This is a genomic window from Streptomyces sp. NPDC056361 (assembly GCF_042262805.1).
Classification (GTDB): Bacteria; Actinomycetota; Actinomycetes; order Streptomycetales; family Streptomycetaceae; genus Streptomyces.
This window is the reverse complement of sequence record NZ_JBHJQI010000017.1, coordinates 63,130-89,865: the sequence shown is the minus strand read 5'-3', so window position 1 is coordinate 89,865 and position 26,736 is coordinate 63,130. Positions and strand designations below refer to the sequence as shown.

The following is a 26,736-nucleotide window of genomic DNA, read 5'->3' as shown; positions in this document are numbered from 1 at the left end:
TGGCGGGGGCGGGCCACGCGCGAGGCGCCATCGGCGGTTCTCAGGCCGCTGCCTGGTACTTCGACAGCCAGGAGCGGTAGTTGCGCAGGGCCCGTCGCTGCTTGCGGCGTTCGGAGATCAGGGCGATAGCCGGGTGGGTGCCGGGCTTGGGGCTGCTGCCGCGGGCGAGGCGGCGCATCTGGTGGCGGACCTGAGCCATGCTGGCGGCCGAGGCGAGGGCCTTGTCGGACCACGTGACCGGACGCATGTGACGGTCGGCCTCGCGGCCCTGGCGCCAACGTGAGGGAAGGTCGGGGGTGACGGCGAGGGCGGTACCCATGCCGACGACGGCCACGCCGCTGTCGAGGACCTTGTCGGCGGTCGCGCGCTTGGTGATGCCGCCGGTGAGCATCAGCGGGATGGGGCTGGTCCCGACCAGGTCCTTGGCGAGGTCGAGGAAGTAGGCCTCGCGAGCCTGGGTGCGGTCGTCGGCGGGGCGGCCGGTCATCGCGGGGCTCTCGTAGCTGCCGCCGGAGAGTTCGACCAGGTCGACGCCGAGGGGTTCGAGCATCCCGATGACCTGGCGGGCGTCGTCGGCGTCGAAGCCTCCGCGCTGGAAGTCGGCGGAGTTGAGCTTCACCGCAACCGCGAAGGAGGGAGAAACCGCGGCGCGGACGGCGCGGACGATGTCCAGGAGCATCCGTGCCCGGTTTTCCAGCGATCCGCCCCACTGGTCGGTGCGCTTGTTGACCAGGGGAGACAGGAACTGCGAGAGGAGGTAGCCGTGTGCGGCGTGGATCTCGACGCCGTCGAAGCCGGCTTCCTCGGCGCGTCGCGCGGTCACCGCATACCGTGCCACGGTGTCGTTGATCTGCTGGGGGGTCATGGCGCTGGGGCGGCCGAAGCGGCTGCTGTGCTTGCCCAGGGAGACGCCGATGTCGGTCGGGCCCCAGACGACGCCGGGCATGTCGGAGGCGACCTGACGGCCGGGGTGGTTGATCTGCATCCAGATTGCGGCACCGCCCGCCTTGGCGGCCTTCGCCCAGTCGATGAACGGCTCCAGGGGCGCATTCTCGTCGAGTACGACGCCGGCGGGGCCGGTCAGTGCCTCGGCGTGGACCATCACGTTGCCGGTGATCAGCAGTCCCGTGCCACCGGTGGCCCAGTGCTTGTACAGCGACAGCAGCTGCCAGTCGGGCAGCTGGCCGTCACCGGCCATGTTCTCCTCCATGGCCGCCTTCGCGATCCGGTTCTTCAGGACCTGGCCGGAGCGCAGGGGCAGTGGCGAGAACAGCTCGCTGGTCATCCCGGTCTCTCTTCCATCTCGATCACTTACGATGTGTGCACTACTCACATTAGGGCAAGAATGTAATCAGCGTAAACATCGAGAGGTGTGGGGTATGTCGCAGACGGGGCCAGTTCGCATCGCCGTGTGGGCCTGCGAAGTCGGCCCTGCGGGTCCGGGCTCGGCTGGAAAGCCGTCCGGGCCCGCCGCCGCCGTGATGGCGTCGACGGGCCCGGCTTCGTGCCTTCATGCACGGAGAGGCACGGGGCGTGTCAGTCGTCGTGGAGTGCGGTTTTGAGGGCGTCGATGGCGAGGTGGCGTGCGACGTTGGCGGCGCGGGTGTCGCGGAGGCTGTCGAGGAGGAGGAAGTCGTGGACCATGGCCTGGACGCGGACGGAGGTGACGTCGACGCCAGCTTCGCGGAGTTTGTTGGCGTACTGCTCGCCCTCGTCGCGCAGGACGTCGGCCTCGTCGGTGATGACCAGGGTCTTGGGCAGGCCCTTGAGCTGTTCGAGGGTGGCCTGCAGGGGTGAGGCGTGGTGTTCGGCGCGCTGGGCGGGGTCGGTGGTGTAGGCGTCCCAGAACCACTTCATGCCGTCGCGGGTGAGGAAGTAGCCCTCGGCGAACTGCAGGTAGGAGGGGGTGTCGAAGTCGGCGTTGGTCACCGGGTAGAGCAGGACCTGGGCCTTGAGGTCGATGCCGCCGCGTTCTTTGTTCATCAGCGCGAAGACGGTGGACATGCAGCCGCCGACGGACTCGCCGGTCACCGCCACGCGGGAGGTGTCCAGGCCGTGTTCGGCGCCGTGTTCCATGACCCACTGGCCGACGGCGTAGTTCTGCTCGACCTGGCTGGGGTACTTCGCCTCGGGTGCCCGGTCGTAGACGGGGAAGACGCCTGCGGCGCCGGCTCCGACGGTGAGTTCACGGAAGAGCCGGTCGTGGGTCTTGTCGTCGCCGAAGACCCATCCGGCGCCGTGGATGTAGAAGACGACGGGCAGGGGGCCGGTGGCTCCCTTGGGGCGGATGATGCGGGTGCGGACGGTGCCCCATTCGCCGGCGTCGACGTCGACCCACTCCTCGTCGACCTCGGGCCGGGGCACGCTCGGGTCGACCTGAAGGCTCAGGAGGATCTCGCGGCCCTTCTCGGGCGGTACCTCGTAGATCCGGGGATGAGGATCGGTCGCGTCGCACAGCTCCTGCGCGGCGGGCTCGAGGTAAGGCGTGATCGGAGGAGGAAGGTCGGTCATGTTCACTCCATGTCACGAGCACACAGGTGCCCTGTTCTTGCGGCCTTACCGGCCGCGGCGGGTGATCCCCCCCGTCCAGGGCGTCAATGCCCGACTCCATCGTTCGCGCCCCACTCACCGTCCGCAACCCGGCCTCCAGCGCCCCGGTGTCCCTAGCCCTCACGGCGCTGTTCGATCCTCTCTTGCCTGTCGGACGGCTGGTGTCGCGAAGGTTCGTGCCGGCATCCGTTCGGGTGTCTCCAGCCTGCGTGAGCGCTCAGCTCCCCAGACTGTTGAGGCCATGAAACAGAGCACCTTGTCCGAGGTGAAAGACGCGGTCACACCACGGGCCACATTCCTGGTCATCGGTGTGATCGCCCTGCAGCTGCTCTTCGTCGCTTCCTTCGTGGGTGCGCTCCACGAACCCCGCCTCAAGGATGCGGCCTTCGGCGTCGTGGCGCCGCCGGCCCTGGCAGAGCAGACGGTGAACCGGCTGGACGGGCTGCCCGGCTCGCCTCTGGACCCCCGCGCGCTACCCGATGAGGCCACGGCACGGGCGCAGATCATCAACCGGGACATCGACGGTGCGCTCGTGGTGCACCCTGCCGGGACCACCGACACGCTCCTGGTCGCAACCGGTGGTGGCAGAACCCTGCCGGCCGCACTGGAGGCGCTGACCGCCACTCTGGAGGAGGCGCAGGGGCGAAGCGTCCGCACGGTCGACGTGGCCCCGTCCTCCCGCCACGACTTCAACAGTCTGTCGTCGTTCTATGTCGTCGTCGGCTGGTGCGTCGGCGCGTACCTGTGTGCCTCGATCCTGGCGATCAGTGCCGGTGCCCGGCCGGCCAACCCGACCCGCGCGGCGACGCGCCTGGGCACCATGACATTGGTTTCGCTCGTCGGCGGACTGGGCGGCGCGCTCATCGCCGGGCCGATCCTGGGCGCACTGCCAGGCAGCGTGTGGGCGCTGTGGGGACTCGGCGCGCTGATCATCTTCGCGGTCGGCGCCACCACGCTCGCCCTCCAGGAACTCTTCGGCATCATGGGCGTCGGCCTGGCGATCCTGCTGATCGTGATCGCGGGAAATCCGAGTGCTGGAGGCGCTCTGCCTCCGCCCATGCTGCCCCCGTTCTGGCATGCGATCGGGCCGGCCCTCCCGCCAGGGGCGGGCACATGGGCGGCCCGCTCGATCTCCTACTTCGACGGCAACGACATGACGTCCTCGCTGCTGGTGCTGTCGGCCTGGGCGGTCGGCGGCGCCCTCATCGCCATGGTGGCGGCGGTGCTGCGGCAGCGCCGCGACGCGGAACCAGGCTCCGGAGCGGCAGGTGGTTCCGCGGACCGCACGGGCTCAGGGGCGTAGCGCCCCGCCGAAGGGGCCGATCAGGAGCGGGAGAACTGCACGAACCCGAACACGTCGTCGACCAGAGCGGCGAGGGAGAGGTCCGCGCTGCCCTCGGACCAGCGCATGAGGGCGACGTCGAAGCAGCCCAGCGCGGTGTTGATCATCGTCTGAGCCTTGAGCTCGACGTCGGGACCGCCGGAATCCATCCGGGAAGCGATCTCGGGTACGAGGGCGTCGGTCCAGGCCAAGTGCTTCTCCAGGTAACGCGCGCGCAAGCCCGGGGTGTGGCAGATGACGCGGGTGGCCCGCTTCCAGTGCCCCGTGTCGTCGTCCATCTGGACGGCGGCCGCCCGGAAGGTGGCCCGCAGCGCGTCCCACACGGGGCCTTCGTCGAGGTGTCGGAGCAATTCGCCCCGGACCTCCTCGGCGGAGGGGATGCGGTCGCCGAAGACGACGTCCTCCTTGTTGCTGAAGTAGCGGAAGAAGCTGCGCTGGGAGATGCCCGCCGCCGCGACGATGTCGGCGACGGTGACCTGGTCGAAGCCGCTGGTGTCGAAGAGTTCGAGGGCCGTGTCGGCCAGCGCTTCGGTGACGGCTTGGCGGGTCTTGATGCGCAGGCCGGGTGTGGTGGTCTCCCTCATGCAGCTAGGTTATCAGTGCCAAACTTGGCAGTCTGTGCCAGACATGGCGTACTGTGTCATGAGTAGGAGGCGTGAGCTCCGCCGGGTGACCAGTCGCCCGGGCCCCAGTCCGGGCAGATGATGATTTCGGGCCACTCACGCCAGATCTCGGTTGATACGCCCACTGCGTCGGCAGTGGAGCCGTTCCGGTAGGAGGAAGGGTCGTCATGACCAAGGTGTTGTTTGTCGTCTCTGCGGCGGATCGTTGGACGTTGCGGGGTGGGGAGGTGCATCCGTCGGGGTTCTGGGGTGAGGAGCTGGCGATGCCGCACAAGATCTTCACCGAGGCCGGGTGGGAGATCACGATCGCGACGCCGGGTGGGAAGGTTCCGACGCTGGACCAGCTGAGCATGGGGCGGACGGCGGGGTGGCCGTCGAAGTTGCGTGAGGTGGCGGCCTATCTGGAGTCGATCCAGGCCGAGCTGGACAGTCCGCGGGTGCTGGCGGAGATGGGTCCGGACGATTTCGACGTGGTGTTCTATCCGGGTGGGCACGGTCCGATGGAAGACCTGTCCGTCGATGCCGACTCGGGGGCGTTGATCACGCGGGTGTTGCGTTCGGGCAAGCCTTTGGCGTTGTTGTGTCATGCGCCGGCTGCGGCGTTCGCGGCGCAGAACGAGGACGGGTCGTGGCCGTTCACCGGGTATCGGATGACGGGTCTTTCGAACCTGGAGGAGAAGTTCAACAGTTTCGGTCGTAAGGCGGTGTGGCTGCTGGAGGACCGCCTGCGGGAGAGCGGGGCCGAGTACTCCAAGGCGCGTCTGCCGTTGCGTCCGTACGTGGTCGTCGACCGCAACCTGTACACCGGGCAGAATCCCCCGTCCTCCGAGCGCCTCGCCGAGCGACTCGTCGCCGACGTGAACGCGGCGGCGGGACGCTAGCCGCAACCCGACACGAACACATCCCTGCCCCACGCCTGGAAGGTTCGCGATCCCATGACCGGCACCGCCGCACCCGTCGTACAGCAGGACCGGGACATCCCGGAGATCGTCGTACGACTGCGGGCCACCTTCGAGTCGGGTGTCACCCGGCCGGCCGACTGGCGTCGGCGCCAGCTCCGCGCCCTACGGCGCCTTCTGCTGGATCACACCTCGGACATCGAGGAAGCGCTCTACGACGACCTACGCAAGGGGCGGACCGAGTCCCACCTCACCGAGATCGGTGGAGTCCTGGCAGAGGTCGAACACGCCCTGCGTCACCTCGACCGCTGGATGAGACCGCGGCGGGTCGCCGTGCCCATGAACCTGAAGCCGGCAACAGCCCGGATCCACCCCGAACCCCTGGGCGTATGCCTGATCATCGCGCCCTGGAACTATCCGCTGACGCTCACGCTGAACCCGCTGGTCGGCGCACTGGCCGCCGGCAACGCGGCCGTCGTCAAGCCCAGTGAACTGGCCCCCGCCACGAGTGCTCTGCTCGCCGACCTCCTGCCCCGGTACCTGGAGGCCGTCGCCGTCGTCGAGGGAGCGGTCGAGGAGACCACCCAGCTGCTCGCGCAGCGCTTCGACCACATCTTCTACACCGGCAACGGCACCGTCGGCCGCATCGTGGCGGCTGCCGCGGCCAAGAACCTGACCCCCGTCACCCTCGAACTCGGCGGCAAATCACCCGTCTTCATCGACGAGACGGCCGACATGGCCGTCGCCGCGCGCCGCCTGGCCTGGGGCAAGTTCACCAACGCCGGCCAGACCTGCGTCGCACCCGACTACGTCCTGGTCACCCAGACCGCCCGGGACTCCCTGGTCGCCGCACTGCCAAGAGCCATCCAGCACATGTTCGGCAACAACCCCCGGACCAGCGCCGACTACGGGCGCATCGTCAACGACCGCCACTTCCGGCGCCTGACCGGACTCATGGGAGAGGGTGACCTCCTCACCGGAGGCGTGTCCGACGCGGGGGAGCGCTACATCGCACCGACCGTGCTGGCCGATGTGCCCACCGGCGCAGCAGTCATGGCCGAAGAGATCTTCGGCCCGATCCTCCCGATCCTGACCGTCCGCGACGTCGACGAGGCCATCGACTTCGTCAATGCCAGGGACAAGCCCCTCTCCTTGTACGCGTTCACCCGCGACAGGACAGCCCGCCAGGTCCTGCTGGAGAGGACGTCCTCCGGAGGACTCGTCTTCAACGCACCGATGATCCACCTCGGCGTCCCGAACCTGCCGTTCGGCGGCGTCGGAGAATCCGGCATGGGCGCCTACCACGGCAAGACGTCCTTCGACACCTTCAGCCACCGCAAGCCGGTCCTGTCCAAGCCCACGCGGCCCGACACCCTGCGCCTCATCTACGCGCCGCACACCTCACGCTCCTTCGCCTTCATCGCCAAGGCAGTGGCCAGGACCCACCCGCTCCTGGGAAGGAAGCGATGAACAACCGCATCATCCTGCTCGGCGCCACCGGCTACACCGGCGACCTCGTCCTCAACGCCCTGATACGCAGGGGTGTCAGGCCGACGGTCGCCGGACGCAACCCCACCGCACTGGCGGCCCTGGCCGAACGCTCCGGCGGACTCGACCACCTGGTTGTCGACGCCACCACCCCCGACGGCCTGAGGCAACAACTGCAGCGCGGCGACGTACTGATCACCACCGTCGGCCCCTTCGAACGCTTCGGCTTTCCCGTCGCACAGGCCGCCGCGGACGTGGGAGCCCACTACATCGACTCCAGCGGCGAAGTCGGCTTCGTCCGCACCCTTCACAACCGGCACCACCACCGCGCCCGTGAGACCGGGTCGGTGATGCTGCCGGCCTTCGGCTACGACTACGTCCCCGGCGTCCTCGCCGCGACCCTCGCCCTCCAGAAGGCAGGACAAGCCGCGCGCAGCATCGACGTCGGCTACTTCGCCACCGGCCCCATCTGGCGGGGCATCAGCCAGGGAACGCGCACCACCATGCGCGACGGCATGACGCTGCCCTCGGCACGCCGGCACCGGCGCCTGCTCGTCGACGAACGCACCGCCTCCCGCGTCCGCCGCTTCACCGTACGAGGCCGCCGCAAGTCGGCCTTCCTCGTCTCCGGCACGGAAGTACTCTTCCTGCCCCAGGAGTTCCCGCAACTCGACGACGTCACGGTCTACAACGGCTGGTTCCCCGAACTCAGCCGCTTCCTCTCCCTCTACTCGGCCCTCGCCAACGCCACCACACGCCTTCCCGGCAGCCGCAGGCTGACCGACGCGCTGACCCGCCCCCTGCTCATCGGCCCGCCGGGCGGACCCGACGCAGCCCTGCGCGCGCGGATTCCCTCGCACGTCGTCGCCGTCGCCTCCACAGGCACTCAGGGCAGTGCCCCGCTCGCCGAGGTCCACCTCGAAGGCCCCAACCCCTACAGCCTCACCGGCGAACTCATCGCATGGGCGGCCCACCACCTCGCCACCCACTCCGACGTCACACCCGGCGTCGTCGGACCCACGACGGCCTTCGGGCTCGACACACTCCAGCAGGGCTGCGCCGAGCTCGGGCTCGTCACGGTCTGATCGGCGCAGGCAGCCTCAGACCGTGCGGGAGAGATTCCGAGCGGCCTCGGTCGCCCAGTACGTCAGGATCATCTGCGCGCCGGCGCGGCGGATGCCGGTCAGTGTCTCCAGGATCGCCTTGTCACGGTCGATCCAGCCCTTCTCGGCCGCCGCCTCGACCATCGCGTACTCACCACTGATCTGGTACGCGGCGACGGGCACGTCAACGGCCTCGGCGACCTTGGCGAGCACATCCAGGTAAGGCCCCGCCGGCTTCACCATCACCATGTCCGCGCCCTCTTCCAGGTCCAGCGCCAGCTCCCGCATCGACTCGCGGAGGTTGGCGGGGTCCTGCTGATAGGTCTTGCGGTCGCCCTGGAGAGACGAACCCACGGCCTCGCGGAAGGGCCCGTAGAAGGCGGAGGAGTACTTCGCGGTGTACGCGAGGATCGACACGTCCTCCTTGCCGATCGTGTCCAGCGCGTCCCGGATCACCCGAACTTGGCCGTCCATCATCCCGGACGGCGCGACGACGTGGACGCCGGCGTCGGCCTGGACCTGGGCCATCTCGGCGTACCGTTCCAGGGTGGCGTCGTTGTCGACCCGCCCGTCCTCGGTGAGAACGCCGCAGTGGCCGTGATCGGTGAACTCGTCGAGGCACAGGTCCGACATGATGACGAGCTCGTCGCCGACCTCGGCCTTCACGTCCCGGATGGCGACCTGCAGGATCCCGTCCGGGTCGGTCCCGGCGCTGCCGGCGGCGTCCTTCTTCGCGTCCTCGGGCACGCCGAAGAGCATGATCCCGGAGACGCCGGCCTCCAGCGCCTCCACCGCGGCCTTCCGCAGCGTGTCCCGCGTGTGCTGGACGACGCCGGGCATGGCCTGGATGGGCACCGGCTCGGTGATGCCCTCGCGCACGAACGCGGGCAGGATCAGGTCGGCGGGATGCAGCCGGGTCTCGGCCACCATCCGTCGCATGGCAGGCGTCGTGCGCAGCCGCCGCGGCCGCGCCCCGGGAAAGGGTCCGTACGAGTTCATACGGCGAGGCTACGCCCGTAGAACCGCGGGCCTTACCGACGAGTTGTGGGCATATGCCTCCACTTGCGTGCCAGGAACGTACACGACCGGCCCCTCACTCAAGGCCCCGTTGGCCGGAGACGGACCCCGGCACTCCGTGACGGCCCGCACCGGAGGGCAGGTGTGCTGTTGCCCACAACAGGGACTCGGGTACGCCGGGTTGCGCGTATACAGCGGGAGCGGACCATGGGAGAAGAGGAGGGACGCGGTGCACCGTGTCCCCATGGCTCGATCCCGCAGCCGCAGTGCATGCGGCCATTGCGCCCTGCCGCCCATTCCTGCACGACATGTACGCCCAGGCCCACCCCGATCGTGACGAGGCACAGGCGGAGGGCGACTGCGAGCGAGAGGAACGGCCCGATGGACAGCTTGTCGCCAGGGTTCCACGGCAAGACGCATGCCTTCGAGGGCCGGTTGCCGCCGGGGCAGTACCCGACGGAGTCGTTTCCCGTCCTGTCCGCCGGGCCCACCCCGCACATTCCCACCGACCGGTGGTCGTTCACCGTGACCACCGAAGCGGGGGAGACCCGCACCTGGACGTGGGACGAGATGATGGCCCTCCCGCAGGAGGAGCCCACGGTCGACATCCACTGCGTGACCCGGTGGTCGAAGTTCGACACCACCTGGGGCGGCGTCTCGCTCGACGTCCTGCTCGACGAGGTCGAGACCGCCGCCGACTTCGTCGTCGCCGAGTCCTTCGACGGCTACACCACCAACCTTCCGCTGGAGGACGTGACCGACGGCAAGGCCTGGCTGGTGCACTCCTTCGACGGCTACGCGCTCTCCCCGGACCACGGCGGACCGGCCCGTCTCGTCATTCCCCACCTGTACTTCTGGAAGTCGGCCAAGTGGGTCAAGGGCCTCATCCTCACGCCGGACAACGAGCCCGGCTTCTGGGAGTCGGCCGGCTACCACGACTACGGCGACCCGTGGCGCGAGCAGCGCTATTGGAGCGACTGATGCACGGATGGCGACGGGCCCGGCTCACGGAGCGGACGGACCAGACCGCGACCGGCCGCACGCTGCGGTTCGAGGTCCCGCAGTGGCCGGGACACCTGGCCGGCCAGCACGTCGACGTACGGCTGACCGCCGACGACGGGTACCAGGCCGTACGGAGCTACTCGCTCGCGGCACCCGCCGACACCGACGGCATCGAGCTGGGCGTCCAGGCAGCGGCGGGCGGCGAGGTCTCTCCGTACCTCGCGAACATTCTGCCCGTCGGTGCCGAGGTCGAGGTCAAGGGACCGCTCGGCGGCTGGTTCGTGTGGACACCGCAGAACCACGGCCCGCTCCTGCTCATCGCCGGAGGATCCGGCGTCGTGCCCCTGATGGCGATGCTGCGTGCACGGCTGCTCTCGATGTCGGACGAGCCCTGCGCTCTTCTCTATTCCGTGCGCGGACCGGACGAGGTCTGGTACGCCGCGGAACTCGACGCAGCCGAAGACCCCGTCCGCGTCCGGCACCTCTACACACGCACGGCACCCGCCGGCTCCGAACGCCCCGCGGGACGCATGACGGAACCCGACCTGCGCGGCCTGCCGCCCGCAGCGGGTGCCCGCTGCTACGTCTGCGGTCCCACCGGATTCGTCGAGCACGTCAGCGCCCTGCTCCTGAGCACCGGGTACGCGCCCGACCAGATTCGTACCGAACGCTTCGGCTGACCCACCCGCGCCGCACGGTGAGGAATCCCCGCCATGAACGAGCATCCCCTGTATCTCGACGGCAACGCCCTGGCCGGTCCGCTCGGGGAGGTCTTCGCCATCGACCCGACCACGGCCTGGCGGTTGTGCCCCTCCTGCCGACTGCCGGCGACCATGGCCCAGTTGCACGTCTATGGCCCCGAGCCCGGTCTGACCGCCCGCTGCCCGGGCTGTGCGGCCATCGCCCTGCGCGTCGTCACGCAGCCCGAGTACCTCTGGCTCCAGATGGGCAGCGGAGCGGGCGTCTTCCGTTTCGCCCTTCCCCGCACCGCGCCATGAATCGCGGCGGCGCCAGGGGAGCCCCGGGCAACGCCCGCTCGGTCAGGCGTCCTTCAGGTGGATGCCCTTGGTCTCCCGCATGAGGTAGCACGCGATACCCGTGAAGGCACACAGCAGCATGATGTAGAAGCTGGACAGTCGGGCCACGCCGAGCTCGACGAAGAGCTGGTTCAGGTACGGCGCGCTGCCACCGAACACGGCGACGGAGACGGAGTAGGCGAAGCCGATGGCCTGCGTACGTACCCGTGTCGGGAAGTTCTCCGACATCGTGGCGGACAGGAGTGCTCCGGGGATGGCCACGACGGTCAGAGCGACCGAGGATGCCACCAGGAGCGTCCACCCCGGCGAGCCGATCAGTCGCGTGAGCGGGATCTGCAGGGCGATCATCAGCACCGCGAACGTGATCATCATCGGGCGTCTACCCACCCGGTCGGAGAGACGGCCCCACAACGGCAGGGTGACCAGAGCGATGCACTGCGCCCCGACCGAGCACCAGTAGGCGACGCCGGCGTCCATGCCCTTCTGGGTGATGGCGTAGGTCGAGACGTACGAGGTCCAGGTGTAGTGAGCCGCGGTGATCCCCGAGGTCATCAGGATGACGAGCAGGATGGAACGGGCCACCCGTCCCTTGGACGACGGCCGGACCTCGGCGCCGGACTTCTCGGCGGAGAACACCTCGCTCTCGTCCATGCTGCGGCGCAGATACAGAGCGGCGAGGGCCAGGAACGCGCCGAGAATGAAGGGGATGCGCCAGCCCCACTGGGCGACCTCGTCGTCGGACAGGACCGATGTCACGACTCCGCCCACCGAGAAGGCGATGGCCGAGCCGCCGAAGATCGCGACGAACACGATGCTTCCCCACAGCCCGCGGCGTTCGCTGGGCGCGATCTCCGCGATGTAGGTGTTGGCCGTCGCGGACTCACCACCGTGGGCGACCCCTTGCGTCATGCGGGCGAGGAGGAGGATGAGCGAGGCCCAGGCCCCCAGGGAGGTGTAGGTGGGCATCAGCCCGATGACGAGGCTGCCACCGGCCATCATCAGCATGGTGGTGACCAGCACGAACTTGCGGCCGCGCCGGTCGGCGACCCGCCCGAAGACAATGCCGCCCAGCGGGCGCATGAGGAAGCCCACCGCAAAGACCGCCAGGGTGGACAGCAGCGCCGACACCTGGTCGGACGCGTGGAACATGGCGGTGGCGATGAAGGGCGCGAAGACGGCGTAGGCGCTCCACTCGTACCACTCGAGGACGTTCCCGATCGTGCTGGCGACGAGCGACTTGCGCTTCGAGCGCAGGGTGGGACTCGACTGGGTTCTCTCCCCGGTCGCGGTTCCGATCTCTGCTGGCGCGTTGCTCACGGGAGGCTCCTTCGCTGTTTTCGGGCAGGGGGGAGTGAGGTCTGGCACGCGGTGGTGAGGTGATGGCGGGGCGCTGCCGTGCGTCAGATGCGGGGGGTTGAGGCCAGGCCGGCGTGCTGCGCGGCCATCTCCAGGAGGCGGGGGACACCCGTCTCGAGTGACGGCCCGAAGACCGTGTCGTTGGGGCGTTCGCCACGCCGCCAGCGGGTGTAGATGGCCTCGCAGAAGATCGCTGCCTTCCACAGCGCGAGCGCCTGGTACCAGGGGAGCGGGGTGAGATCGAGGCCCATGCGGGAGCGGTAGCGCTCGGCCAGCTGCTGCCGGGTGAGGTAGCCCGGCGCCCGCGTTACTGGGGTGAGTTCGAGCGGAGTGGTCAGGATGCCCGCCTCGGAGTAGGTCGCGGTGACGTAGCCGAGGTCCGCCAGCGGGTCACCCAGCGTCGCCATCTCCCAGTCGAGGATCGCGAGGATCCTGGCGGGCGCCTGCGGAGCGAACATGAGATTGCCCATGCGGTAGTCACCGTGGACCACCGAGGCCGCCTGGCTCGCCGGCAGATTGCGGTCGAGCCAGTCCGCGATCCACTCCACCGCGGGCAGGTTGCGCGTGGTGTTGACCTCCCACAGGCCCCGGAACCGTTCGACCTGGCGCCGGAGATACGCGTCGGGGGAGCCCAGGGACGCGAGCTCCCCTCGGGTCACGTCGATGCTGTGCAGCGCGACGAGAGCGTCCACGACCGCCTCGCTGGTGGCCCTGCGTTGTTCGACGGAGGAGAGGAGGGACGGGATCGCGTCGGTGATGACCGTTCCGTCGAGCCGGGACATGAGGTAGAACGGCACACCCAGGACCGCCTCGTCCTCGCAGACGGCGATGATCTCCGGCACCGGTACGCCATGGGCGTGGAGGAGCTTCTGGATGCGGGCCTCGCGCACCATGTCATGCGTCGACTTCGGCAGCGGCGGGCGCGGACCACGGCGCAGGACGACGCAATCACCGCCGCGCTCGATCAGATAAGTCACGTTGGAGTGGCCGTCGCCGATGCGCTGCCACGCCAGCGGACCACGCCCGACGCCCTGCGCGTCGAGGAAGGCGGTGACCGCGTCGACGACCAGAAGCGGAGGACTTTCCAGGTGGCGCGCCTCGTCCCAGGTCGCGACGACCTCCACCCCGTCGGGAACGGTGTGCATCACGCGCCCCCGCCCCGACGGACGACGGCGTCGCCCAGGTAGCTCTCGCCGGCCTGGACCGCCGCGTTCCGGCCAGCCGAGGCCCGGCGGGCGATGGCCCACTTGTGGGTCTCGTTGGGGCCGTCGTAGATCCGGAACGGGCGGACCTCGTTGAGGTACTGCGCCAGCGGCAGACCGTCGGAGACCCCGTCACCGCCGCAGATCTGGATGGCACGGTCGACGACCCGGAAGATCGCCTCCGAGCAGTGCACCTTCGCGACCGAGGACATCGCCGAGCCCGCCTTGGGGTCGCTGTGGAGCAGCGCCGCCGTCTTGGTGATGATCGCGTCGGACGTCTCGATGTCGATCACCGACTCGGCGATCAGGTGCTGCGCCAGGCCGAGGGAGCCGATCGGCCCGCCGAACAGCTCCCGCCTCCCGGCCCGGTCCAACGCGATGTCGTGCGCCCGCCGCGCCAGTCCCAGCCACCGCATGCAGTGGGTGAGACGTGCCGGCCCGAGCCGCACCTGCGCGTACCGGAAGCCGAGCCCCACCTCACCCAGCACCGCATCGTCGGAGACGAAGCAGTCCTCGAGGTACAGGTGCGGATGGCCGCCGTCGATGGACCGGTCGACGGTGTGGATCGACTCGCCGACCCTGATGCCGGGGTTCGTCATGTCGACCAGGAACATGGTGGCCCCCTCAGGGGAACCGTCCACGCCCGGGGTGCGCGCCATGACGATGCAGAACCCGGCGCCGACGGCGCCGCTGGTGAACCGCTTGTGGCCGTCGATGATCCAGCCGCCCGCGGTGCGGACGGCCTTGGTCCGCAGGGCCGCCGGGTCGGAGCCGGCTCCCGGGTGGGGCTCGGTCATGCCGAAGCAGGACCGGATCTCGCCCGCGGCCAGAGGAACGAGGTACCGCTGCTTCTGTTCCTCCGTCGCGATCAGGTTGAGCATGTGCATGTTCCCCTCGTCGGGGGCCATGCAGTTGAGCGCGCTGGGGCCTATCGGCGAGTAGCCGGCCTCCTGCAGGATCGGCGACCAGTGCTCTATGGGCACCCCCTGCCCGCCGTACTCCTTCGGCACGTGCGGCGCGAAGACACCGGCGTCCTTCGCCGCCGCCTGCAGCCGGTCGCGCGTGACCTGGTCGAGGCGCCCGCCCGGCGCGGGTTCCTCGTCGACGACGATCTCCCGTATGAACCGGCGCGTGCGCTCACGCAGCTCCGCCACCTCGGGAGGGAGATGAGTGAAGGTCATGACAGTCCTTTCAGGGTCCGGTGACGCGGTAAGGATCGAGACGGGTTTCGACGCGGTCGTCATGCGGTGCCGCCGGCGACCATGAGGCCGCCGTCGACGGTGACGACCTGACCGGTCACCCAGGAGGAGTCGTCCGAGGCCAGGAAAGCCACGGCGGAGGCGATGTCCGAAGGCACGCCCAGACGCCGCATGGGATAGCCCATGGCCACCTCGGCCTCCTTGCCCTCGTACAGGGCCTCGGCGAACCGCGTCTTCACCACGGCCGGTGCCACCGCGTTGACGCGGATCTCAGGGCCGAGTTCGGCGGCGAGAGTCCTGGTCAGATGCGACACCGCGGCCTTGCTCACCCCGTAGAGACCGATGCCCGGCGACGGCGTCTCACCGGTCACCGAGGAGAGGTTCACGACGGCGCCGCGGCCCTCGGAGAACCGGAGCTTCTCGTGAGCCACCGCGTCCTGCACCCAGGCGAGGGTGGCCAGGACGTTGACCTCAAAAACCTTGCGGGCCGCGTCGAGGTCCAGCTCGACGAGGGGACCGAACGCCGGATTGATGCCCGCGTTGTTCACGAGGATGTCGAGTGCGCCGAACTCGCGTGCGACGGTGTCGAAGACCTCACGGCGGTGCTCGGGGTCGTCCGCCCTGCCGGCGACGGTGATAACGCTGCCCTGGGGGAGAGTGGCTGCGGCTTCTTCCAGCGATCCGGCTTTGCGCGCGGTGAGGCAGACACGCGCGCCCTCGGACACGAGCCGCTCGGCGATCGCGAAGCCTATTCCCCGGCTCGCACCGGTCACGATGGCGGTACGGCCGGAGAACCGGCCCACTCCGGTGTCGTTCTGGTTCAACGCGTTCAGTCCTTCGAGGGGAGGGGCGGCTGGGAGTTGCGGAGTTCGGCGCGCCGGATCTTGCCGCTCTGGGTCTTGGGCAGGTCGGCGATGAAGTGGACCTGGCGCGGGCACTTGTAGGCCGCCAGACGGTCCCGGCAGAAGGCGATCAGTTCCTCCTGCGTGGCGCTCAGCCCCGTCTTGAGCGAGACGTAGGCGACGACGGTCTCGCCGCGGTAGTCGTCGGGCTCGCCGATGACGGCCGCCTCGAGCACTGACGGGTGCTCGTACAGCGCGTCCTCGACCTCACGTGGCCAGACCTTGTACCCGGACACGTTGATCTGGTCCTTGAGCCGGTCCACCAGGTAGACCCAGCCCTGCGCATCGATGATGGCGACATCGCCGGTGCGGAGCCGGCCGCCGGGCATCGTCTGCTCGGTAGCCTCGCTCTTTCCCCAGTACCCGGGCACCACCTGCGGCCCGCTGAGCTCGAGCTCGCCCTGGTCCCCGTCGGGGACCGGATTGCCGTGCAGGTCCACGACACGTGTCGTGAGGTGCGGCAGCGGCATCCCGATGGACAGCGTCCCGCTCGGCAGATGGATCGGCGCCCTGCACCCCGGAGGAACGGCGATGACGGCGGACGTCGTCTCGGTCATTCCGTAGCCGTTGTAGATGTAGACGCCGAACCGCTCCTGGAACCGCTCGACGGTCGCCGGCGGGATCGGCGCACCGCCGGAGTACAGGGTCTTCACCGACGCGAAGTGCCCCGGTTCGGCCTGCGGGAGCTCGTAGATCGCGTTGAACGCCGTGATGGAACCGATCGTGTAGGTCACCCCGTGTTCGGCGAAGGCCTCCAGGACGACCTCGGGGTGGAACCGGCCCGTGAGGACGAGCGTGGTGTCGGTGAGCAGGGAGATCGCCGCGTTGGCCACCGCGCCGGTGATGTGGAACAGCGGGGCGATGGCAAGCACGACGTCCCCGTCGCTCACACCGGTCCACGACGCGCAGGTCGTCACCACGCTCAGGACGTTGCCATGGGTGTTCATGGCACCCTTCGGCGGCCCCGTCGTCCCGGAGGTGTAGGTCAGGAACGCGACGTCGTCACGGGCCAGCCGGACCGGCGTGGGCCGGGAACCGCTGAACTCCTCGATCAGCGCCACGACGTCGCCGTCCGGTGCCGGGGCGGGGCGTCGCGTCGTCGCAAAGACCCGCGGGTCGTTGCGCGACTGGTAGTCCAGCGCCGACGCGCTGATCAGCCATTGGACCGTGCTGCCTGCCAGGGTGTCGAGCGTCTCCTCGACGTCCGCGTCTGCGCACACGATCCCGACGGCCCCGGCATCGTCGACGATCCGGCGGAGCTCGTGCCGCCGGTACATCGGATTGAGCCCCATCGCCGTGGCACCGAGCTTCCACAGCGCCAACAGCGCCAGCGCGTACTGAGGGATGTTCTGCAGGTAGACGCCAACGCGGTCGCCCTTCCTGGTCCCGCGGGCCTCGAACGCGGCCGCGAGGGCGTCCGACGCCGCGTCCACGTCCTGTACTGAGAGGGAGCCGTCGAAGTAGCGCAGCGCCGTGGCGCCCGGATTCTTCGCCACGCGTGCTTTCCACGCGGCCACAAGAGAGTCGTGGACGACCGTCACCTCTGCTGTGACGTCGGCCGAAGGCAAGGAATCCCGCCGTGGGTCATCAGGAACCGTCACTTCTCGTCCCTCCTGCCTGCGTCCTTCGCAGGCATGGTTACCGAGCGCTCGCTCGGTATGGCATACGTCAAACTATGGCTACCGAGCGCTCGCTCGGTAGATCTATGCGAAACTGTGGTTACCGAGCGATCGCTCGGTGAAGGATTGATGCGGCGGAAGCGCCATGTCAAGAGGTTCGCCCCGGGCCGCGGACAAGGCGAGTCCGCGTGGGCTGCATACTGAGCGACGAAGATCCGGGGCGAGGGGAGCGCTGTGACCAAGACCGAAGCCGGTACGTCCTGGAGGACGTACTCGGCCAGTGGACTGCCACCCATCCTCGAGACCGCACTGGCCTGCTTCATGGAGCACGGCTACCACGGGACGACGATCCGGACGGTGGCCTCCCGGGCGGAGCTCTCCGTGCCAGGGCTCTATTACCACTACGAATCCAAGCAGGCGCTGCTCGTCGCCCTCGTCTCCTACGCCATGGACGACCTGTGGCAACGCAGCACCGCGGCCCTGGAAGAAGCCGGCGACGACACACAGCGGAGGCTGGACCTGCTCGTGGAATGCCTCGTGCTGTTCCACGCCCACCGACGAGACCTCGCGTTCATCGCCTACAGCGAGATCCGCAGCCTCACCGGGGATGCCCGCACCACCTACATCGCTGCCCGGGACCGCCAGCAGCGCCTCATGGACCTCGTCATCGAGGAAGGTGTCGCGCACGGGGACTTCGTCACCCCGTACCCGCGCGAGGCCAGCAGGGCGATCGTCACCATGTGCACGGGGGTCTCGCAGTGGTACCGCGCCGACGGTGAGCACTCTCCGCAGGAGCTCGCGGAGCGGTACCGCGAGATGACCCGCATGACGGTGGGCGCACTGGCCGTGCCTCGGCCCTGACGGACCGGCTCGTCATGCGTCCACCATGACGAGCCACCGTGGTCTCCGTGCCGTCAGGAGACGGTGAAAGGGCGCGAGACGCCGGTGAACGCGGTGATCGCACCCGTGAGGCCGTGCTTCGCGTCGCCGTAGTGGGCGATCCGGTACGTGCCCGGCGGGGTTCCGGGCGCGATGTCCCAGGTGACGGTCGCGGTGGACTCCCCGGTCAGGGTGCTGGTGCGCTGCCAGCGGTACGTGGTCTGCCAGTCGCCGTCGTCGAGATGCCGCGTCCAGCTGCCGTCCTTCAGCTGCTGGACCTCCAGGAACGTGCCGCGCCGGCGCAGATTGTTCTTGGGGTGCCCGGTGACGAAGACCACGGCGACGGCCTGGCCCGCCTGGTAGGCGGCCGCCGCATCGGTGAGGACCTGGCCGTAGGAGCGGAGCAGGCCGGGGTTGTCCATGATCACGCCGGACTGGATGTTCAGCGTGCCGATGGCCGGGTCGGGCGGCAGCTCGCCGAGCGGGAGGGTGATGCCGTTGCGCAGGGCGGAGGCCAGCTTGGTGAACTCCTGCTGGTAGGCGGGCGTGGTGTACTTGCCGAACAGCGTGGAGGCGCCCTCGTACTGCTGGCCCTCGTACTCTTCGGGTGTGGTGACGTACTGGCTGTAGCCGTTGGTGTAGCCCTGCATGAGCACGTTCTCCAGGGGGACGCCGAGTTCCTCTGCCACGGCCCGGCGGATGCGGAGTCCGGCGACGATCGTGAACTCTGCGGGGCCGCCGATCAGGTAGAGCTGGCCGATCTTGAGCAGCTGCAGGGGCAGGACGTCGGGTGTCGCCTGGAGCAGTCCGCTGGGGACGACCGAGGTCTTGGGTGCCTGCTCGTCGGCGAGCCATTGCGGAACCGCGGAGTTGATCTGCTCGATCAGCGGCGCGAGCGGAGACGGCGTGCCCTCGAACAGACCGGGGATGCCGGGTCCGTCCTCGATGCTGCCGGCCAGAGTGGACAGCCCGATGACACCCGAACTGGTGTGGTGGGTGCGGCCGTCGGGGGTGTAGCGGCCGTCGACCTGGACCTGGGACATGTCGACGTAGCGCAGCCGGGAGTCGATGCCCCCGCTGATGGGGGTGGTGGCACGAGCGTGGATGTGCTGCGCGGCGGTGGCCTGGCGCAGGCCGATGATCCGGGTGTTCTCGAACTCGTCCTCGGTGGGGCCGGATCCGGGGCTGAGATGGAGGTTGGGCGACATGTCGCCGGCGCTGGTCTGAGGGAAGGCGGCCACGAAGCCGGGCGTGCCGTCGAGGTAGCGCACCCCGGCTGTGTCGTGCTCCCACGTGTAGGCGGCGTAGCCCTTGTTGTCGCCGCTGATCAGCGTGTTGGTGTTGGTCATGGAAGTGCCGTGGGTGGGGAACCAGCTGATCGCGCCGACATCTGTGTGGCCCTGGCGGAAGCGAAGCACGGTCATCACGGGGTCGATGCCGAGGGGGTAGACGTCCTTGTCCGCCTGGGGGTTGAGCTCGAAGGCGGGGCGGGAGCGGTTGACGCTCGCGTCGGTGAGCTCGCCGCGGCCGAGGGCGATGGTGCCGGGTTTGAGGTCGGCGTGGGCGGCACTGATGGCCTCGACGATGCCGGCGACCACGGCGTCGAAGTTCTGCTGCTGGAAGCCGCCGATCGACAGGTTGTAGACGAGATCGTGGGCGCACCCGCCCGGTCCCGAGTGAGTGTGGGTCGCGCTGAGGGAGACGTTCTGCTCGGTGTAGGCGGTGCCGTGCGCGGCGGCGAGCCGGGCCAGCACCGCCTGGAAGACGGCGAACGGGAGGAGACCCTGGTCGGTGTTGCACCAGGCGATGCGGTTGCCGCTCGCGGGGTCGACGATGACGAACGCCCGCGCCCTCAGCCGCTGGTGGATGCCGCTGGTCCGCTGACCGATCATGGAATAGCCCATCATGCCGCTCTCGGCTGCGGCGCCGGTGATGTCGGCGATTCCGCGGCCGACCAGGTACGGGGACGGGACGGGCTTGTCCGCTGCGGCAGCCTGACCGGTGCCGAGCGCCATGCCGCCGGCGACCGCGGCCATCAGCTGAAGTCCTCGCCTGCGCGTGAATGCTGTCGTTTCCACGTTTCCTGCCTTCGCATCGATGGAGGTATCTCTCGGGGTATGACGTGGCCGACCGCGGTTTCGCGATCGGAGGACATCCGACAGGCGCTGCCGGCCTCACTGCTCGACCCATGCGGAGCGGGACACACGGAGGTGCCCCGCCCCGCGCTCATCACCAGCCCCGCATGTCGACCGGCCATTGTTCGAGCACCTGCGTGCCGTCGACCAGGTGCAGGGTGTCGTGGAGCGCCACGGTGGGATCGACATGGGCGGGGCGCACCCGGATGAGGTCTCCCACGGCCGGTCGCGGCACGCCGGCGGTGCGGAACGTGGTGTGCTCGTCGGAGCAGAACCAGACCTCGGTGCCGTCGATGCTCGGAAGCCCGTGGTCAAGACTGAGCGCCTTCAGGCCGACGTCGACGACGGCCCAGCCGTCCGACACCGAGATGACCCGGCCGAGAACGAACAGCGCCTGCTGGAAGGGCTGGCCGAGCTGCTGGTAGGCGGTGTCCATGAGGGCGTACGAGCCGGCCTGGATCTCGTTGGCCCACGTGTTGACGGTGTAGGTGCCGGTTCCTCCCGCGCTGATCAACTCGCCTCCGACGTCGGCGCTCGCGGCGAGCAGATGTTTCATCGCTTGCTCCGTCTGTTCCCGGCGCTCCTCCTCCGACTCCACCAGCATGAGATGACCCTCGTAGCCCATGACCCCACGCACGACCAGTCCGGCCTGTCGGGCGAGGTCGGCGAGCCGGCCCGCTTCGCCTGGCGCGCAGCCGCAGCGTGGCAGTCCGACGTTGACGTCGATGACGACCTCACGGACTCCGCCGGCAGCGGCGGCCTCGATCGTCTCGGCCGAGTCCACGGCGACGGTCACTCTGTGCCCGTCCTTGACGAGACGTCCCAGGCGCCGGGCGTCGAGCACCTCGTTGGCCAGCAGGAGGTCCGCGCCGAGGCCGGCCGCGGCCATGGTCTCCACCTCGCGGATCGTCGCGCAGGTGAAGCCGTGATGCCCGTTGGCGTACTGGAGCCGGGCCAGACTCGAGCACTTGTGTGCCTTGACGTGCGGCCGGAGGCGCGCGCCGGGCAGGGCTGCACTCATCGTGTCGAGGTTGTGCCGTAGCGCCGCCTGGTCGACCAGGAGAGCGGGCGTCTGCAGTTCACTGATCAGCATGCCTGCTGCCCCTTACGAGTCTGGATGTCGGCCTGGACGGAGCCGTCGGCCGGCGGTGTGGTGCCCGGGCCTGCCACGGGTCCGAGCACTCGGCGCAGGTGGGCGTTGGTGAAGGTCCCCTGCGGATCGAGCTGCGAGCGGACCGTCTGGAATCGATCCCACGCCGGGTAGCGGGCGGCAAGTCCGTCCGCCTCCATCAGGTGCCGCTTGCCCCAGTGCGGCCGGCCCTCGAAGGCCAGGGCGATGTCCTGAACAGCCCGGAAGTAGGGCTCCCAGGGCATGCCCTGATACATGTGAACGGCGAGATAGGCAGTCTCCCGGCCATAGGCCGGACTCAGATGGGACAGTTCGTCGGGTGCCACGAACCGCACCTCGATCGGGAAGCCCACATCGAGGCGATCGCGGTCGATCACCCGCAGGATCTCCTGGAGAACCTCGGCGCACGCGGCGCGCGGCACCGCCCACTCCATCTCGGTGAACCGCACCGAACGTCTGCTGGCGAAGACACGGTGGCTCTGATCGACGTACTCGGACGGCGCCATGAGCCGGGTGATGGTCCGGTTCAGACGCGGGATCTGGGACGGGAAGCGACGCCCCGCACGGCATACCGCCTCGAGGATGCCGTTCTCGGCGAACTCCGCGATCTTCTGTGCCAACTCTCGGGGCGGCCGGACTGCCTCGTCGGTGCGGTTGTTCACCTTCACCAAGGCGGCATCGGTGTGGGGAAAGAGGAAGAACTCGAAGTGATCGTTGGTGTCGACGAGTTCGTCCAGACGCCCGAGCGTCTCCGTGAGCTTCATGGACGTGCTTCCGGCCCGCAGCGCGAAGGCCGGTACGACGCGCAAGGTATAGCTTGTGATCACGCCTAGTGCGCCAAGGCTCACGCGGGCCGCCCGCAGGACCTCAGGCTCGGCGTTCGTACAGCTCAGCTTGGTGCCGTCGGCCAGCACGAGGTCGAGGGCCTCGATCTGGGTGGCGAGGTTCCCCAGCATCCGGCCCGTTCCGTGAGTGCCGGTGGACATGGCTCCCGCGATGCTCTGCCGGTCGATGTCGCCGAGGTTGGGCAGTGCGAGTCCGTGCTGGGCGAGCTGGACGTTCAGATCGGCCAGGCGGGTGCCGGCGCCGACGGTGACCAGCCCTGCCTCGGTGTCGACGTGCTGCAGGCCGCTCAGCCGGTCCAGGTTCAGCAGCAGGCCGTCGGTGCAGACCTGGTCGCTGAACGAGTGGCCGGCCCCTACGACACGGACGGTCTGGCCCGCGGCGGCCGCACTGCTTGTGGCACTGGCGAGTTCGTCGACCGACTGAGGTTGCAGGATCCGGCTGGGCCTACAGGTCTCGTCGCCGGCCCAGTTGGTCCAGGCGCCGCTCGGGCTCATGTTCTGGTTCATCCTTCCACCGCACGCGCCGGGAGGCCCTCGGGGTTCGGGTGCTGCCGGTCCGATGTCGGCACTCCGGCCTCGCCTCTGGCGAACCGGGGCCGCAGTCCGGCGAGCCACCACACCGTGGCGAGCGCCAGCCCGCCGAGCACGTAGTAGTTCGCGCTGCGGAACTCGTCCGGAAGCGTCAGCGTCAGGATCACGGCGATGAGATAGACGAGGGAGGCGACGAAGACGGCACCGGCGAAGCGGCCCAGGTTGAAGGCATCCTCGACGGCTTCCAGCTGCCGCCGCTTGTAACCGTAGGCGAGCACGATCAGCAGGTAGACGAGATACGGCAGCACCGCCGTGGCGCCGACGAGCGTGCCGAAGACGTTCGAGCTGTTGTAGCCGAAGATCACGACAGCGACGTTGAGCGCGTACGCCACAACGAGCGCGGGGACCGGTGTCTTCGTCGTGGGATTCACCCGCATCAGCAGCGCGGAGCCGGGCAGCATGTTGTCGCGTGCCATCGCGAAGATCAGGCGTGCGATGACCGCGGCAGAGACCACCATCAGCGCGAACATCGCGAAGACCACCACCCCCACGAAGGTACGAGCGAGCCCCTCGCCGAGCCAGTACTGGAACACGGCGGGCAGGCCGCCGGCCGCGAGGACCTCGTAGCTGGGGATCGCCACAGTGAAGCCGATGAGCACCAGCATGCCCAGGACCACCGAGACCACGACGCTGCCGATGATCGCGCGAGGCACGGAGCGCTTGGCGTCGACCGCCTCCTCGGCCACGTCCGCCGCGGCTTCGAAACCGGCCAGTGTGTACACGCCGACCAGGGACGCCAGCGCGATCGCGTACCCGTAGGAGTGTCCGGGCAGATGGTGGTGCTCGGTGAGATATCCGATCCCGTGGTCCGAGTCCTTGACCCCTCCGACCCAGAGGAAGAACAACAGCAATGCCAGCACGACCGTGCCCAGGATCTCCGCCAGTACGGCGACGTTGTTGATCCGAGCCGCCACCTGCACGCTGATGATGTTGACGAGGTACGCGACCGTGAGCACCAGCAGCGCGATGAACAGCGTCATGCGCGGCGAAGCGTCGTCGATGCCGAAGACGTACTCGGTCAGCGGCGCCACCGCGAGATAGACGATGCCGGGCACGCCCACGGCGGCATACAGGATTCCCAGCGCGCCGATGAACCAGCCGTAGCCGGGCCCGACCAGCCGCGACCCCCACTGATAGCCCGCGCCGGCCAGCGGGATCCGGGTCCCCAGCTCGGATATCACCAGGGCGACCAGCAGCTGGCCGACGCCCACCGCGGGCCAGATCCAGATGCTGACCGGGCCCAACTGGGTTATTCCGAAAGTGAAGTTGAGGAACACGCCGGTGGCGATGGACATGATGGAGAACGAGACGGAGAACAGCGAGAACCAGCTCAGCGTCCGGCGGAGCTCCTGCCGGTACCCGAACTCGTTGACCGTCTTCTCGTCTCCCGTCGGCTCCTCCGGCCCTGGCCCGGTCATTCGGCACTCTCCGCACCGAGTGCGTACGCGACGACCCCGTTGAGCACGTCCCCGTAGGGCGGGAACATCACATCGATGAGATCGTCCTTGCCGCGCCTGACGATGCCGCGCGGGTTGGAGAACTCCCGGAAGCCGTCCACGCCGTGGTGGCGCCCATGGCCGCTGCGGCCGATCCCGCCGAAGCCAAGCGCCGGCACGGCACCCTGCACCGCACAGGTGTTGACGCACGCCCCGCCGGAAACGGTGGTGGCCAAGACCTGCTCCGCGGCATCGCCGTCCTGCGCGAAGACGTACAGCCCCAGAGGCCGATCACCATCGTTGACGTAGGAGACGGCATCCTCGATCCGGTCGTAGGGCTTGATCGGCAGGATCGGGCCGAAGATCTCCTCGCGCATGAGGGCGAGGTCGTCGGGCGGGTCGACCACGAGTGTCAGCGGCATCTGGCGGGTGGCCGTGTTCGGGTCGACGTCGCCGATCTGCACCACCTCCACTCCCCGGGCCCGGGCCTCCTCGACCAGGCCGACGAGCCGGTTCAGGTGGCGTTCGGTGATGATGCCCGTACAGTCCGGCGAGGAGGCGAAACCCGGTACCTGCTCCCGCATGTGCGACGTCACCAGCTCGGTGAACCGGGTCATGCCCTCCCGCGGCACCAGGCAGTAGTCGACGGTGATGCACATCTGCCCGCTCTTCACGAGCTTCGTGCCGACGATCTGCGCAACTGTCTCCGCGGTGACGCTGTCCTCGTGCACGATCGCGGGGCACTTGCCTCCGAGTTCGAGCGTCGTCGGCACCAGGTTCTCGGCGGCCGCTCGGGCGACCAGGCGCCCGACCTCGGGGTTCCCCGTGTACAGCAGGTGGTCCCACGGCAGGGTCGGGAACTCCTGAGCCAGTCCCAGCCCGCCGGTGACGACGGTGACCTGCTCGGGGTCGAACGCCTCGGCCATCATCTCGCGCAGCAGAGCCGAGCATGCCGGGGTGTACTCCGACGGCTTGATGATCACCCGGTTCCCGGCCGCGAGCATGTCGGCGAGGGGACCGAGCGAGAGATCGAACGGAAAGTTCCAGGGCGAGATCAGACCGATGACGCCCTTGGGCTGATGGCTCATCGAGACGTGCGCTGTTCCCAGAAGCCCGGCTTCGGCCGGGCGGACGTCCGGCTCCATCCACGCTTCGAGGTGTTCGGCGGCGAAAACGGCACGTCCGGCGACACCGAGGACTTCGACAAGATCGGCGAACCCCTCGGGGTGCACCGCGAAGTCCGCCGACAGCGCGTCCCGGATCCGGTGCCGGTACCCGGTGATCACTCCTGCCAGCGCCCCCAGGTTCAGGCGACGCTGGTCGATGCCCGGTGCGGGCTCGCGCAGAACAGCCGTCCTCTGCGCGGCGAACGCGGCACGCAACTCGGCAATGGCATCGGCATCGCCCTGATCGTCACCGGAGCCGACGGTTTTCGTAAAGTTCATCGCTCTCCCCTTGGCCCATCGCGGATGGCTCATGGTCGCGGCGAGCTGGGGGTGAGGAGAAACATCAATATCGGCGGCTTCCACAACCCTGAGGCTGTGGATCTGAACCCGTGGCCGCTGGGCAATCTGCTGGTGGCTCAGCGGCTCCGGACATGCCGCTGTCCCCTCCCCGGCCTGGTCTGCGGTAGGGGAGGGGTGGGGGAGTCGGGTCGGATCAGCCGGGCTGCAGGGTGGCAGCCGCGGCGCGGATGAAGGTCATGGCCACCTCCAGGTCACCGGGCTCGGACTGGTGCGTCAGCTCACCGATCACGCTCGCCACCGTGGCCGCCAGGATGCGCGGGGCGAAATCGTCGGGGCGCCAGCCCTGCTCTTCGGCGAGGAGTCGGGCACCGTCCTGGATGACGTCGGTCAGCCGGCCACGGCAGAGCCCTTTGAGCTGAGGGTTGGACTGGATCATCCGGTCGTGGAGCTCGTCGAACTTGTCCGGGGACTCCGCCTGTTCGCGCAGCCACTGCTCCACGGTGTCGAGGATGCCCTGCCCGGCAGGCCTGGCGTGCAACGCCGCGGCCAGCTGGTCGACGAACGCGTTGAAGTGCGCCATCGCCAGTTCCAGCTTGGTGGGGAAGTACAGGGTGACCGTGCGCGGAGAGACCTCTGCCGCTTCGGCGATGTCGGCGATGCTCGTGGCGTCGAAGCCCCGCTCGGCGAACAGCTCGTAAGCGGCGGTGAGGATCGCTTCCCTGCGTCGAGCCTTGCTGCGTTCCCTGAGGCTGTCTCCCGTCATGCCGGAAGCTTACCATCGGTAGCTAATTTACAGTCGACTGTAAAAATGCGTTACTGTGTAGTGCGTGGTGGAGGTGACCGCTCTGACTCCTCCACCACGCTTATCTACCTTTCGCCCCCGTTGATCAGAGTTTCGACCGGTTAGGAATGCTTC

The 26,736-nt window shown here is 68.8% G+C and carries 23 protein-coding genes; 8 read left to right on the top strand and 15 right to left on the bottom strand.

Features of this window, described 5'->3' with window-relative positions; all coding sequences use genetic code 11:
* Window positions 1-40: 40 nt before the first annotated feature.
* Both ACFCY7_RS08410 and ACFCY7_RS08405 read right to left on the bottom strand, forming a co-directional pair.
* Window positions 41-1,285: an NADH:flavin oxidoreductase/NADH oxidase family protein gene (locus ACFCY7_RS08410; protein ID WP_376482501.1), complete on the bottom strand. Its 1,245-nt coding sequence runs from the start codon at window positions 1,283-1,285 to the stop codon at window positions 41-43.
* Between the two features lie 251 nt (window positions 1,286-1,536).
* Window positions 1,537-2,511: an alpha/beta hydrolase gene (locus ACFCY7_RS08405; RefSeq protein WP_376482499.1), complete on the bottom strand. Its 975-nt coding sequence runs from the start codon at window positions 2,509-2,511 to the stop codon at window positions 1,537-1,539.
* 280 nt (window positions 2,512-2,791) lie between these two features.
* Between ACFCY7_RS08405 and ACFCY7_RS08400 the strand changes: the two genes are divergently transcribed.
* The gene (locus ACFCY7_RS08400; protein ID WP_376482497.1) at window positions 2,792-3,853 is read left to right on the top strand and encodes a DUF3533 domain-containing protein; all 1,062 of its coding nucleotides are present in this window, start codon (window positions 2,792-2,794) and stop codon (window positions 3,851-3,853) included.
* Window positions 3,854-3,873: 20 nt separating this feature from the next.
* Here ACFCY7_RS08400 and ACFCY7_RS08395 read toward each other — a convergent pair whose 3' ends face one another.
* Window positions 3,874-4,476: a TetR family transcriptional regulator gene (locus ACFCY7_RS08395; RefSeq protein ID WP_376482495.1), complete on the bottom strand. Its 603-nt coding sequence runs from the start codon at window positions 4,474-4,476 to the stop codon at window positions 3,874-3,876.
* 206 nt (window positions 4,477-4,682) lie between these two features.
* Between ACFCY7_RS08395 and ACFCY7_RS08390 the strand changes: the two genes are divergently transcribed.
* From ACFCY7_RS08390 to ACFCY7_RS08380, 3 genes are read left to right on the top strand one after another with little or no spacing between them, the layout of a single operon-like run.
* Window positions 4,683-5,396, top strand: a complete 714-nt coding sequence (locus tag ACFCY7_RS08390; RefSeq protein ID WP_376482493.1) for a type 1 glutamine amidotransferase domain-containing protein — start codon at window positions 4,683-4,685, stop codon at window positions 5,394-5,396.
* 24 nt (window positions 5,397-5,420) lie between these two features.
* Window positions 5,421-6,884 (top strand): aldehyde dehydrogenase family protein, encoded by a 1,464-nt coding sequence (locus ACFCY7_RS08385; protein ID WP_376482512.1) that lies wholly within the window; start codon window positions 5,421-5,423, stop codon window positions 6,882-6,884.
* The gene (locus ACFCY7_RS08380) at window positions 6,881-7,987 is read left to right on the top strand and encodes a saccharopine dehydrogenase family protein (RefSeq protein ID WP_376482491.1); all 1,107 of its coding nucleotides are present in this window, start codon (window positions 6,881-6,883) and stop codon (window positions 7,985-7,987) included. Before ACFCY7_RS08385 ends, ACFCY7_RS08380 begins: the two co-directional genes overlap by 4 nt.
* A gap of 15 nt (window positions 7,988-8,002) precedes the next feature.
* Here the strand turns inward: ACFCY7_RS08380 and hemB are convergent, their stop codons facing one another.
* Window positions 8,003-9,004 carry a porphobilinogen synthase gene (gene hemB, locus ACFCY7_RS08375; protein ID WP_376482489.1) on the bottom strand — a complete coding sequence of 334 codons (1,002 nt, stop codon included), beginning with the start codon at window positions 9,002-9,004 and terminating at the stop codon, window positions 8,003-8,005.
* 399 nt (window positions 9,005-9,403) lie between these two features.
* On the opposite strand from hemB, the gene ACFCY7_RS08370 reads away from it, so the two are divergent.
* Genes ACFCY7_RS08370 through ACFCY7_RS08360 form a run of 3 tightly spaced genes read left to right on the top strand, consistent with a single transcriptional unit; the run spans window position 9,404 to window position 11,022 of the window.
* Complete coding sequence (locus ACFCY7_RS08370; RefSeq protein WP_376482487.1) at window positions 9,404-10,003, top strand: sulfite oxidase-like oxidoreductase; 600 nt, start codon at window positions 9,404-9,406, stop codon at window positions 10,001-10,003.
* On the top strand, window positions 10,003-10,704 hold the full coding sequence (locus ACFCY7_RS08365; protein ID WP_376482485.1) for a ferredoxin reductase: 702 nt from the start codon (window positions 10,003-10,005) through the stop codon (window positions 10,702-10,704). Before ACFCY7_RS08370 ends, ACFCY7_RS08365 begins: the two co-directional genes overlap by 1 nt.
* Window positions 10,705-10,737: 33 nt before the next feature.
* Complete coding sequence (locus tag ACFCY7_RS08360) at window positions 10,738-11,022, top strand: DUF6510 family protein (RefSeq protein ID WP_376482483.1); 285 nt, start codon at window positions 10,738-10,740, stop codon at window positions 11,020-11,022.
* Between the two features lie 42 nt (window positions 11,023-11,064).
* Here ACFCY7_RS08360 and ACFCY7_RS08355 read toward each other — a convergent pair whose 3' ends face one another.
* The 5 genes from ACFCY7_RS08355 to ACFCY7_RS08335 all read right to left on the bottom strand — a co-directional run bounded on the left by ACFCY7_RS08355 (window position 11,065) and on the right by ACFCY7_RS08335 (window position 17,216).
* On the bottom strand, window positions 11,065-12,378 hold the full coding sequence (locus tag ACFCY7_RS08355; RefSeq protein WP_376482482.1) for an MFS transporter: 1,314 nt from the start codon (window positions 12,376-12,378) through the stop codon (window positions 11,065-11,067).
* An 83-nt stretch (window positions 12,379-12,461) separates the two neighbouring features.
* On the bottom strand, window positions 12,462-13,562 hold the full coding sequence (locus tag ACFCY7_RS08350; protein WP_376482510.1) for a phosphotransferase family protein: 1,101 nt from the start codon (window positions 13,560-13,562) through the stop codon (window positions 12,462-12,464).
* The gene (locus tag ACFCY7_RS08345; RefSeq protein ID WP_376482480.1) at window positions 13,562-14,800 is read right to left on the bottom strand and encodes an acyl-CoA dehydrogenase family protein; all 1,239 of its coding nucleotides are present in this window, start codon (window positions 14,798-14,800) and stop codon (window positions 13,562-13,564) included. The genes ACFCY7_RS08350 and ACFCY7_RS08345 overlap by 1 nt, the downstream gene beginning before the upstream one ends.
* A 59-nt stretch (window positions 14,801-14,859) precedes the next feature.
* Window positions 14,860-15,642: an SDR family oxidoreductase gene (locus tag ACFCY7_RS08340; RefSeq protein WP_376482478.1), complete on the bottom strand. Its 783-nt coding sequence runs from the start codon at window positions 15,640-15,642 to the stop codon at window positions 14,860-14,862.
* A gap of 5 nt (window positions 15,643-15,647) precedes the next feature.
* Entirely contained in the window at window positions 15,648-17,216 is a 1,569-nt protein-coding gene (locus ACFCY7_RS08335; protein ID WP_376482477.1) for an AMP-binding protein, read from the bottom strand.
* Between the two features lie 357 nt (window positions 17,217-17,573).
* Here ACFCY7_RS08335 and ACFCY7_RS08330 point away from each other — a divergent pair, with 357 nt between their 5' ends.
* Window positions 17,574-18,200 (top strand): TetR/AcrR family transcriptional regulator, encoded by a 627-nt coding sequence (locus tag ACFCY7_RS08330; protein WP_376482476.1) that lies wholly within the window; start codon window positions 17,574-17,576, stop codon window positions 18,198-18,200.
* 53 nt (window positions 18,201-18,253) lie between these two features.
* On the opposite strand, the gene ACFCY7_RS08325 is transcribed toward ACFCY7_RS08330, so the two are convergent.
* The 6 genes from ACFCY7_RS08325 to ACFCY7_RS08300 form a co-directional block, all read right to left on the bottom strand.
* Complete coding sequence (locus tag ACFCY7_RS08325) at window positions 18,254-20,254, bottom strand: neutral/alkaline ceramidase (protein ID WP_376482474.1); 2,001 nt, start codon at window positions 20,252-20,254, stop codon at window positions 18,254-18,256.
* Between the two features lie 193 nt (window positions 20,255-20,447).
* Window positions 20,448-21,446, bottom strand: a complete 999-nt coding sequence (locus tag ACFCY7_RS08320) for an alanine racemase (protein ID WP_376482472.1) — start codon at window positions 21,444-21,446, stop codon at window positions 20,448-20,450.
* Window positions 21,440-22,834: a D-arabinono-1,4-lactone oxidase gene (locus ACFCY7_RS08315; RefSeq protein WP_376482470.1), complete on the bottom strand. Its 1,395-nt coding sequence runs from the start codon at window positions 22,832-22,834 to the stop codon at window positions 21,440-21,442. The genes ACFCY7_RS08320 and ACFCY7_RS08315 overlap by 7 nt, the downstream gene beginning before the upstream one ends.
* On the bottom strand, window positions 22,831-24,336 hold the full coding sequence (locus ACFCY7_RS08310) for an amino acid permease (RefSeq protein WP_376482468.1): 1,506 nt from the start codon (window positions 24,334-24,336) through the stop codon (window positions 22,831-22,833). The genes ACFCY7_RS08315 and ACFCY7_RS08310 overlap by 4 nt, the downstream gene beginning before the upstream one ends.
* Entirely contained in the window at window positions 24,333-25,883 is a 1,551-nt protein-coding gene (locus tag ACFCY7_RS08305) for an aldehyde dehydrogenase family protein (protein ID WP_376482466.1), read from the bottom strand. The genes ACFCY7_RS08310 and ACFCY7_RS08305 overlap by 4 nt, the downstream gene beginning before the upstream one ends.
* Window positions 25,884-26,013: 130 nt before the next feature.
* Window positions 26,014-26,583, bottom strand: a complete 570-nt coding sequence (locus ACFCY7_RS08300) for a TetR/AcrR family transcriptional regulator (protein WP_376482464.1) — start codon at window positions 26,581-26,583, stop codon at window positions 26,014-26,016.
* Between the last annotated feature and the right edge of the window lie 153 nt (window positions 26,584-26,736).

What these genes read in the sequence shown, in the direction of transcription:
- ACFCY7_RS08410 (WP_376482501.1), bottom strand. Translation starts at nt 1,285, where the DNA reads ATGACCAGCGAGCTGTTCTCGCCACTGCCCCTGCGCTCCGGCCAGGTC.
- ACFCY7_RS08405 (WP_376482499.1), bottom strand. Translation starts at nt 2,511, where the DNA reads ATGACCGACCTTCCTCCTCCGATCACGCCTTACCTCGAGCCCGCCGCG.
- ACFCY7_RS08400 (WP_376482497.1), top strand. Translation starts at nt 2,792, where the DNA reads ATGAAACAGAGCACCTTGTCCGAGGTGAAAGACGCGGTCACACCACGG.
- ACFCY7_RS08395 (WP_376482495.1), bottom strand. Translation starts at nt 4,476, where the DNA reads ATGAGGGAGACCACCACACCCGGCCTGCGCATCAAGACCCGCCAAGCC.
- ACFCY7_RS08390 (WP_376482493.1), top strand. Translation starts at nt 4,683, where the DNA reads ATGACCAAGGTGTTGTTTGTCGTCTCTGCGGCGGATCGTTGGACGTTG.
- ACFCY7_RS08380 (WP_376482491.1), top strand. Translation starts at nt 6,881, where the DNA reads ATGAACAACCGCATCATCCTGCTCGGCGCCACCGGCTACACCGGCGAC.
- hemB (WP_376482489.1), bottom strand. Translation starts at nt 9,004, where the DNA reads ATGAACTCGTACGGACCCTTTCCCGGGGCGCGGCCGCGGCGGCTGCGC.
- ACFCY7_RS08370 (WP_376482487.1), top strand. Translation starts at nt 9,404, where the DNA reads ATGGACAGCTTGTCGCCAGGGTTCCACGGCAAGACGCATGCCTTCGAG.
- ACFCY7_RS08365 (WP_376482485.1), top strand. Translation starts at nt 10,003, where the DNA reads ATGCACGGATGGCGACGGGCCCGGCTCACGGAGCGGACGGACCAGACC.
- ACFCY7_RS08360 (WP_376482483.1), top strand. Translation starts at nt 10,738, where the DNA reads ATGAACGAGCATCCCCTGTATCTCGACGGCAACGCCCTGGCCGGTCCG.
- ACFCY7_RS08350 (WP_376482510.1), bottom strand. Translation starts at nt 13,562, where the DNA reads ATGCACACCGTTCCCGACGGGGTGGAGGTCGTCGCGACCTGGGACGAG.
- ACFCY7_RS08345 (WP_376482480.1), bottom strand. Translation starts at nt 14,800, where the DNA reads ATGACCTTCACTCATCTCCCTCCCGAGGTGGCGGAGCTGCGTGAGCGC.
- ACFCY7_RS08325 (WP_376482474.1), bottom strand. Translation starts at nt 20,254, where the DNA reads ATGGCCGCGGTCGCCGGCGGCATGGCGCTCGGCACCGGTCAGGCTGCC.
- ACFCY7_RS08320 (WP_376482472.1), bottom strand. Translation starts at nt 21,446, where the DNA reads ATGCTGATCAGTGAACTGCAGACGCCCGCTCTCCTGGTCGACCAGGCG.
- ACFCY7_RS08315 (WP_376482470.1), bottom strand. Translation starts at nt 22,834, where the DNA reads ATGAACCAGAACATGAGCCCGAGCGGCGCCTGGACCAACTGGGCCGGC.
- ACFCY7_RS08310 (WP_376482468.1), bottom strand. Translation starts at nt 24,336, where the DNA reads ATGACCGGGCCAGGGCCGGAGGAGCCGACGGGAGACGAGAAGACGGTC.
- ACFCY7_RS08300 (WP_376482464.1), bottom strand. Translation starts at nt 26,583, where the DNA reads ATGACGGGAGACAGCCTCAGGGAACGCAGCAAGGCTCGACGCAGGGAA.